Below are 9,063 nucleotides of genomic sequence, written 5' to 3'. Positions count from 1 at the left end.
GGTATTCGGCAACGCAGATAGGTTTTCAACGACCTGATAGACGGCTGAGCGAATGCAGCCTTTATTCCACTGCCACACCGCGCCTGCAAGAGCCCGACGGTAATTCGGCAGATTCCACTGCAGAATCCACTGCCAGTCAGCAGACTGACTAAATCGCCCCCATAGCTCGGCAGCACATGCTGCGGTGATTTCTTTAGCATGAAAGGCATTCTGATTTGCGATGAGACTCCCTTCATGGACCGTTTTGATCCCCACAGCGTGATGGTGCGCAGCAGCCACTTTATCGGCGGTCAGTACGTGACTGACAGCCAGGCCGAGGTGCTGGGCGTGCGCCGTCCGTCCGACCTTCAGCTCTATGCCGAGCTGCCCGTGGCCAGTGCCGAACGGGTCGATCAGGCAGTGCAGAATGCCTGGCAGGCCTATCGTCACAGTGACTGGGCCAGGCGCCCACCCCGTGACCGCGCCAGGGTGTTATTCCGCTGGGCCGATCTGATCGAGGCCGACAGCGCTTATCTGGCACCTCTGGAAGCCGTCGGCTCCAGCCGCCCGATACGTGATGTGCTGGCCTGGGATATTCCCTATGTGGCTGACTGCATCCGTTTCTTCGCTGAACTGGCCGACAAACATGGCGGTCAGGTGGCAGCAACGCAGCAGGATCGACTGGGCATGATGGTCAGCGAACCGTACGGGGTCATCGGTGCCATTGCACCGTGGAACTTCCCCCTCAGCATGGGCGCCTGGAAGGTTGGCCCGGCACTGGCAGCCGGGAATGCGGTGGTGCTCAAGCCCTCGGAGCTGACCCCTTTCTCCAGCCTGCGGCTGGCCGAGCTGGCGGTGCAGGCGGGGTTGCCTGCCGGTATGTTCAACGTGATTCAGGGCGATGGCCGTACCACCGGCGACGCCCTCTGCCGTCACCCGCGTATCGGCAAGGTGACCTTCACCGGCTCCACCGCCACCGGGGCCAGCATCATGTCGGCCTGTGCGCTGTCAGGCCCGAAACCGGCCACGCTGGAGCTGGGCGGCAAGAGCCCGCAGATCGTTTTTGCTGATGCGCCGGACCTGAAGAAAACCGCTCAGCAGGTGGCCGCGGCCATCACCGGCAATGCCGGACAGGTCTGCGTCTCCGGTTCACGCCTGCTGATCCAGCGCAGCGCCGCCGAGGCCTTTGTTGCCGAGGTCAGGCAGCATTTTCAGGCCCTGCGCCCCGGCCCGACCTGGGAATCCGGTACCACGCTGCCACCGATTATTTCGGCCCAGCAGGCGCAGCGTATTGATGCCATTGTCCGCCGCAGTATTGATCAGGGCGCTGAATGCCTGACCGGCGGTGCGCTGTTCGATGGTTTGCCCGGCGCCTACTATCAGCCAACCCTGCTGAGCGAGCTGGACAGCAGTAATCCTGCCGTGCAGGAAGAGATTTTCGGCCCGGTGCTGACCGTGCAGACCTTTGACGATGAAGAACAGGCGTGGCAGCTGGCCAGCCACGACACTTACGGGCTGGCCGCCGGTATCCATACCGCAGACATCAACCGGGCGCTGCGCGGTATGCGCCGGGTGGAGGCCGGTACGGTATGGATCAACCGCTATGGCCGCAGCTTCGACCACATCGTGCCGACCGGGGGCTACAAGCGCTCCGGTATCGGCAAGGACGTCGGCAAGGAAGCCTTCGAGGCCAATCTGCGGGTGAAAAGCGTACTGATCGATATTGCCGGTCAATGACGATGCTACGACGGCAACACCACCACCATGCTCTGCGCGGCGGCGCGCGCCAGCCACAGATGCAGACGGCTCAGCAGTTCGCTTTCGGCTAACCCAAGAGCCGCCGCGAACCTGCTCCAGTCGCACGGCTGGCCCTGCTGCAGCTGACGCACCATCGTCGCCTGCCAGGGCTCCAGCCGCACGACATTGACCCGGTACTGATGGCGATAGACCAGTAATGACTGCGACGTCACAGCGGGCAACGGCGGCTTGTCCTGCTGTTCCCCCTGTTGCTGTGCCAGCAGATAGCGGTCTGTCTGCTGCAGGTAATCCAGCAGATCAAAATTCACATCCACCAGCTGACTGGTATCGGGCAGTTCCAGCACGGGCCAGCTCAGCCAGTGATCAGGCCGCCCGGTATCTGCTTCCCGCTGCTCAGTGCCCATCGCACGCAGCGCCCTGGCCTGCGCACGTTCCAGCCGGGCCAGTTGCTCTGGCAGCAGCAGTTGTGCCGCCGTATCAGCAGGCAGCCCGCTGCCCGCCGGTCGGGTACGACTGAGAAAGTCAGCAAAGCCTTCGCCCAGCTGGTACAGGCTGTAGTGGCGTGACGGCTGCTGTTCGAGATAACCGATGGCGAACAGGCGGAACAGCGACTCACCCAGACAGACATGCAAGGCCGGAAACTCCGCCTGCAGGCACTCCAGCAGACGCAGGCGATAGCCCTCCTGATAGATGGCCAGCCGCTGTGCCGCCGACAACGCAGCCGATCCCTGAATACGCTCCTCCACCAGCCTGGTGTTGGCCTGTGGCCCGAGCAATACCCGCTCCAGCAACCAGCGTTGCTGCTCCGCCAGAGTGGGGGTATCGCAACGTTCATGTGTTTGTTCAGTACGCACACTGGCGGTCGGCCATGGCAGGTCTGTGGCAGGCAAGGTCTGACTCATGACAGCGGCTCCGCGATGTGCAGCTCACGGCCCACACTGGCGGCCACCGGGGTCGACAGCGATGACGCCGCCACGGCCATCTCACGCTGCGGGATGTGTCCCTGTAATACCTCACGGGCCAGATTGAGCTCCGCCACCAGCTCAGGAAAGTCCGGAATCCGCGCATCCCACTCCAGCAGAGTAGCCACAGGCCGCTCACAGGCGCTGATCAGCTGCTGGTAGAGCCGCCAGACAGCGGTCGGCACCGGCTGATCATGGGTATCGATCAGATGCGTACCCATATCGCTCGGGCCCGCCAGATGGCACTGCGCCACGGCCTGCAACGGCAGTCCCGCCAGGTACTGCTGCGGGTCGAAACCCAGATTGACGCTGCTGACGTAGATGTTGTTGACGTCCACCAGCAGCTGGCAGCCACTGCGTCGCACCAGCTCAGCCAGAAACTCCCACTCGTGGTATTCGTTCTGCTGGAAACAGAAATAGGTGCTGGGGTTCTCCAGCACCAGTGGCCGCGACAGATAATCCTGCACCTGCTGCACCCGGGCACAGACATGGTCGAGACTTTCGCGGGTCAGAGGCAGCGGCAGCAGATCATGGCTGTTGATCCCGAGCATGCCGGTCCAGCACAGATGATCGGAAATCCACGCCGGCTGCAGCTCACTGGCCAGCTGCCGGAGCTTATGCAGATAGGCGGCATCCAGCGGCTCGCTGGCGCCGATAGACAGCGATACGCCATGCAGCACGATGGGGTAATGCTCACGCAGACGGAACAGCATGCGCCGGGCGTAGCCGTAGTGGTCGAGATAGTTCTCGGTGATGGCCTCGAACCAGTCGACACCACTTTGCTGCGGCAGCAGATGGCGCTCCAGCCAGGGGAAATGACAGGAACGCAGGCCCACGCCAAAGCCCGGTGAAGGCGGTGGTGTGGCAGGCAAGCTACAGGAAGGAAATGCCGACATAAGGAAACTCTGGGTCTGTACCGCAGCGGAGGCTGTCACATCAGAGCACGGCCACCGCCACGGAGGCTGACTTTTCAGTAGCCGCCTGCGGAACACGCCCGCAAGCGGCACCTACGGCAGATCAGGTTGACGGCGGGAACGCCAGACGCAGATCTGAAGGTTGCGGCTTGTCACCGGCTTGCTTGCCCTGGCTTTGCAGCACCTTGGTGTAGGCTTCCCAGGCCACATCGTGCACCAGCTGGGCACGCGTGAAGGTCACCCCTTCGTTGGCAATGCGCTCCGGCGGCTGGTTGGGCTGCAGGTTATAGATCGCCATCAGGCCGCTGTCCGGATACAGCTGCGAGGCCGAGATCGGCACCGCACAGCCGCCCAGCGCACCGCAGGCGTTATCAGCAGGAGGTGAATACAGGGTGGGCGCACCACAACCGGCCTGACCGCTGGCAGGGGTGGCTGCCAGTGAGCGGCAACCGGCGCCGCCACCACCGGTTTTCTGCACAAAGCCGCAGCCGCCCTCGCCTTTACAGGCATTGGAACCACGGCAGGTGTGAAATACCTCTTTGGAGGCACAGGCATTGGCGTCTTCGCCGGGCACCGGCTGAAACGCCATACCCTGACAGGCGTGATAGAGATAATCGCGCTGCGCACCGGGGATGCGTTCGTATTCCCCCAGACTCAGATCAGGCGCCTGACCAAAGATCGCCCAGCAGATGGAAACCCGGTCACCGGAGCCCGACATGGAGGGGAAGGGGAAATCGACCGACTCTGACGTCCAGTACTGATTGAGCACCGTGGTGATCCCGGCAATGGCACCGGCAGCGACGCGGCTCATTTCGGTAAAGTTGCTTTGCCCTCCGGCCTTGAGGTTGTTCAGTGCCTGCGCCACCGCGGCGGCCGAGGGCAACGTGGCGCTGTTGGGATTATCGGCATAGTCGGGCGTCTGCAGCAGATCGGCCTGCCAGATATTGCCCGCATTGTGCCAGTCCACCCAGGTGGTGATCTCACCGGAGCCCAGCAGCCCCTTCACCTGCTGGAAGCGGTCATAGTGATCCACCACGCCACCGAAGAAGCGCGCATGAGCGCTGGCCGAGACCGGCAACGGCTGGCCCTGTTCGTCATACTGCACATAGTCTTCCTTCAGCGCCTGATAGTTGGGCTGATAGTTCTGCTGCACCGGAGCGCCCAGCAGCCCTTTCGGCAGGACCGGCGTGGGGTCCACCTTCATGGTGGCCCCTTCACCCTGATCGGTGATGGCGTTCATCAGCTGGAAGATCTGCTGCTTGGCCTGATCCGCGGTTTTGGCATCCACCACGGTTTTCATGCGCGGGAACTCGGCCAGCGGATGGCCCTGTCCTTCGGTATTGAACAGATCACGCTGCTGCGACGACGCATTGAACAGTACTTCAAACAGGCTGACTGTCGACCCCTTGACCAGATTCTGCTCGCCCAGCGCCTTCAGCAGCGCCTGATCCGCCCCGCTGATGTCATAGGTGATATTGAGGTAAGCCGCCAGACACTCATACATGGTAGCGATGGTGCCAAACAACGGCAGCTCGGCTTCCGTCGAAGTGGCGGTCCAGCTGGCGAAGGGCACACCGCCCAGCACGCCACCGGGTTTGGTTGCGATGTATTTACCGCGGGCAGAGACCTTGATGCGGCTGGACAGCACATCGGACGGCTCTTCGATCAGTAACGCCAGATTGATGGCGTTGTCGTTCAGCTCATTCAGCGCCACCTTGACGTTGCTGTACACCGGATCGTCCAGATCGGTCACATCCAGAATATGCGGAATAGCGGTATTGGTCGGGCCATAGCAGGTCCAGCCATTGTTCTTGTCCATCAGCAGCGGTGAGTTGAAGTTGGGGTGCAGCGCGGTCAGCACCGGGCCGGAAGACGACGACTGATAGCTGTTGCCCAGCGCACTGCAGATATTGGCCGCCATCTGCAGGTGCAGCATTTCCTGAATAAACACACTGAAGTAGAGGTTGCAGGCCTGCTGGTTGGCCGTCTGCGGATTGGGTGTGGGGCTGATGCCCGGCCAGCGGCGACCGTAATACAGCCCTTTCTGCCCCGCTGGCGTTTTCTCGGTAATGCTGTGCATGCCCTGAATGGAATACATGGTGGTCATATACAGCGGAATGGTGAACAGCTCCACATTCACTGCCGCCTGCGCCAGACAGTGGACCGCATTCATATCGGCGGCCAGATGGGTGATGCTGCGGTTGGAGATGGCTGCGTTGTGCTCTACGTGAAAAGCCGCCAGACGTCGAAAGTCCATGGATTTCTCCCTTACAAGCCAGATCAGGTTTGGTCAGATTATTGGTGTAGGACGACGTAAATTGCCGGTACAAGCACGACGGGAGCGGAAAGTGGTTGTTTTTATTCGGTTCCGTCTTCTCCAGCATGGCTGCCAGTTAACAGCCAAGTGGAACTATAGTTCGTTATTTTGAAAATGCACAATTTAAAAAATTATAAAAATTCTTTTATTAACAATAATTTAAAATATAACTGCATCCGGTTTGCCAACATATCTAAAAATACAAAAAAATATTTGCAAAAAAATCCTATGCCTTACACAATAAGACATTGTAACAAAATGCACCAATATATTTATAAACAGAAGACAAGCATAATCACAGCCAAGAACTTAAATTCAACCTTAAAGAAACTTAAATAATTGAAGAATCAGCATGTTAACAATTTACAAATGTGGCAACTAGATCTTTGATCTTAAATAAGATTCAGCATTTACTCAGGTCTAGCAACACACTTCTTGGAGCTAACACCCAATTAGATCGGAGACTAAGTATGAAACATCACTTGGCCTATTTCATAACCACAGTCTGCTTATGCCTACATAGCACCTGCTTTGCGATTCCAGCATATCCACCATATCCCTCACTAGATGAACCAAAGCCAATACTATTATCTTCTTGTATTAAGAGTGCGCATCGTTTACCAGAACTAGAAGCTTGTCGAAACGAAATTCGTTTACAGAGGGAGGAACTCGAAGAATACAACGTTCAACTAAAGAGGTATTGCGATAGCATCGTGAATTTTGATGGAGTCATTAGGCGACATGCAATTAAAGGCGAACTAAGCTGGGAAGAATATGAGACCATAAAAGATAAAATCTCATATAGCATTACAGAGTGCCTACCTGATACAGGATCCACTTATAAAGTCTACCGCTCACGGATGCGTGAGTATCGAAACTTAATTTCAGCCTACTCAATACAGTATGATCTAATCATTAATGGTAGAGTATCTTTAGGGGATAAAAAATGAGCAACTACCTAAATATTGCCATTAGTACTTTAGCTTTTCTAGCTGCACCATTCTTTTTTTCCATTCTTTTATCCGTCACTTTAGGCGTGATAACAGCTTTGTACGTTTTGGGAAATTCGCGGATCAAAAGAGCGATAGGATTCTGCGCAATGTTCGGGGGGTATGGTGTTGCTCTTGGATTTTTTGCAGGCGCATCAAAAGAGCCGATCATTGGAACAATACTGTCTACCGTAGTCACTTTTGTTTCTGGATATTTCATACATATAATGTCAAAAGATATGAATCCACGATTAAAATCACTCATTCCATCAGCTGTTTTATCATTTATATTTTCACTTCTATATACCGCTACATATGTAGTAAAAGTCAACACAGCAATGTAGCACGATTTTATTCCTCCATCATCGGAGTAAAAGATTAACAATACATTCACACATTCAAATTTCTCAGAAAGACCTTAGAACAGCCAACTTCGATAGCCATTTAACTTTCCAAACTAGTAACTTCATCAACACCTCGCAATCGGCAATATACATTATTTGTCACTAGATAACACATATACATACAAATATTGAAAACCAACATTTACTCTCTTTACTAAGATATTTACTAGCCGCCACTTCATCTTGATATAGACCACCAATATTGATATAACCCCGACCTGTCGATTTCTCAGTATGGACGAGAGCGCATCAGGTTATCGCTGTTTCACCTGCCCAGCTGCATCTGCCATGTAGTCGAAAGAGTCGCCACCCAAGGACTTAGATTGACTCATTGATAGGGAAGCAATATGGCTTTTTACCCCAATACCACCAGCTCAGCGGATCAGGTCAACAGTACAACGCAATGGATTACTAAGGATGCCCTGCGCCGCGGTGACATTATTGCCGTCCGTGCAAATTCTGCAGGCTCACGAATGATCAGAGCCACCACTAACTCCCCTTTCAGTCACCTTATTCTCTATCTCGGTAATGGCCTTGCTATTGATGCCATGCCAGACCCTGTCGGCGTCAAACGAGATCTGCTGTCACGCAAGTTGCAAGAGGGTCACTACAGCTTCGCCGGAGTTTTCAGACATCGCTCAGCCTCTGACTCTCAGCTCTCCCTTGTGGCCAATTGGGCTGGCTCGCAAATCAATAAACCCTACGATAATGCCAGCGCCGCACGGGTCGGCTTGCAACCGGGTGCCCGCACTGCCGGGCTTCGCTATACCACTCCCGGCGCACTGGTCACGCTGATTGATGTGAATCAGGCGAACAGTAATCCGCTTGGTGAAGATGCCAGTTTTATGTGCAGCGAGCTGGTATTCCGCGCGTTTCAGGTAGCAGGCATTCCCCTGAGTGAACGGCCTGCTGCCACCCTTGGCCCTGGCAGTGTGCTCAGTGTGTCAACCCTGGCCTTTGTTGGCAGGCTGGAGGGAGTGAAATGAAACAGCTGATCACGCTCATGTTCACCGCTTGGGCATTACTCGCAGGTATCGAAGGCTGCAAGGCGGATTACCCTGATACGTTGCCGGGGCATAACCAAACCCAAGCAGAGGATCAGGGCATTCAGGGGCCGTTGCATGTTGATCAACAATGGCAAACCGTCACCTTTGCCAAACCACTGCTGATCAATCGCAAAGGCACTCAGGATATTCATATTGGCCTGAACCCTGAGCACTTTACCGACAGCGCAACATGGCATATCCAGCACACCAGCGGCTTTACCATTGGCGATCTGCTGCCCGATGAACGCTACAACGGGAACGGCATCAGACGCCTCAGTGACGGCACGCTCATTGAACCGGATATTCGCCTGGTTGCTGACAACGGCCAAACCATTCCTGTCACCATGATCGGTGTACAACGCTGGAGCAATGGCGCATTCAGCATTATGTGCGGTCTGTTATCCGGCAAAGCACCGGATCAGCAACCCCTTGCTTACCCTGAAGACATAACAACCTTCACGGCCATACAGATCAGATCAGATATACCTTTTGATGCCACTTATTTCCTCTGGCGCATGGACTACTACCCCGGCCTGTACTGACAAGCCTCTGAGGTACGCACCCGGTGCGGTTCGTACCTCACCGCCACCCTACAAGAAATTCAGCCGCTCCCACAGAGACTGGCGGTGCCCCCGCACAACGCCCCCTGTCCGCTGGCAGCACTGCGTCGGTGCTGACGGTCTCGGCACGCTAT

General features: G+C 56.1%; 7 protein-coding genes. 3 read left to right on the top strand and 4 right to left on the bottom strand.

Annotation, left to right across the window (positions count from 1 at the left end; translation table 11 throughout):
- The first annotated feature begins 198 nt into the window (after positions 1-198).
- Positions 199-1,716 carry an aldehyde dehydrogenase family protein gene (locus tag WH50_RS11605; protein WP_243410085.1) on the top strand — a complete coding sequence of 506 codons (1,518 nt, stop codon included), beginning with the start codon at positions 199-201 and terminating at the stop codon, positions 1,714-1,716.
- 5 nt (positions 1,717-1,721) lie between these two features.
- On the opposite strand, the gene WH50_RS11600 is transcribed toward WH50_RS11605, so the two are convergent.
- The 4 genes from WH50_RS11600 to WH50_RS11585 all read right to left on the bottom strand — a co-directional run bounded on the left by WH50_RS11600 (position 1,722) and on the right by WH50_RS11585 (position 7,313).
- Positions 1,722-2,639, bottom strand: coding sequence for an HvfC/BufC N-terminal domain-containing protein (locus tag WH50_RS11600; RefSeq protein ID WP_110187447.1), 918 nt, complete (start codon positions 2,637-2,639; stop codon positions 1,722-1,724).
- Positions 2,636-3,595, bottom strand: a complete 960-nt coding sequence (bufB, locus tag WH50_RS11595; RefSeq protein ID WP_110187446.1) for an MNIO family bufferin maturase — start codon at positions 3,593-3,595, stop codon at positions 2,636-2,638. Before bufB ends, WH50_RS11600 begins: the two co-directional genes overlap by 4 nt.
- 121 nt (positions 3,596-3,716) lie before the next feature.
- Entirely contained in the window at positions 3,717-5,870 is a 2,154-nt protein-coding gene (locus WH50_RS11590; RefSeq protein ID WP_110187445.1) for a ferritin-like domain-containing protein, read from the bottom strand.
- 1,014 nt (positions 5,871-6,884) lie between these two features.
- Positions 6,885-7,313, bottom strand: coding sequence for a hypothetical protein (locus WH50_RS11585; RefSeq protein ID WP_133251309.1), 429 nt, complete (start codon positions 7,311-7,313; stop codon positions 6,885-6,887).
- Positions 7,314-7,670: 357 nt separating this feature from the next.
- Between WH50_RS11585 and WH50_RS11580 the strand changes: the two genes are divergently transcribed.
- Positions 7,671-8,309 (top strand): C40 family peptidase, encoded by a 639-nt coding sequence (locus WH50_RS11580; RefSeq protein ID WP_110187443.1) that lies wholly within the window; start codon positions 7,671-7,673, stop codon positions 8,307-8,309.
- A complete protein-coding gene (locus WH50_RS11575) occupies positions 8,306-8,911 on the top strand; it encodes a hypothetical protein (protein WP_110187442.1) in 606 nt (201 codons plus the stop codon). Before WH50_RS11580 ends, WH50_RS11575 begins: the two co-directional genes overlap by 4 nt.
- Positions 8,912-9,063: the final 152 nt, after the last annotated feature.

This window comes from Pokkaliibacter plantistimulans (assembly GCF_003194385.1).
In the GTDB taxonomy this organism is placed as follows: Bacteria; Pseudomonadota; Gammaproteobacteria; order Pseudomonadales; family Balneatricaceae; genus Pokkaliibacter; species Pokkaliibacter plantistimulans.
This window is presented reverse-complemented; position numbering and strand designations above follow the sequence as displayed.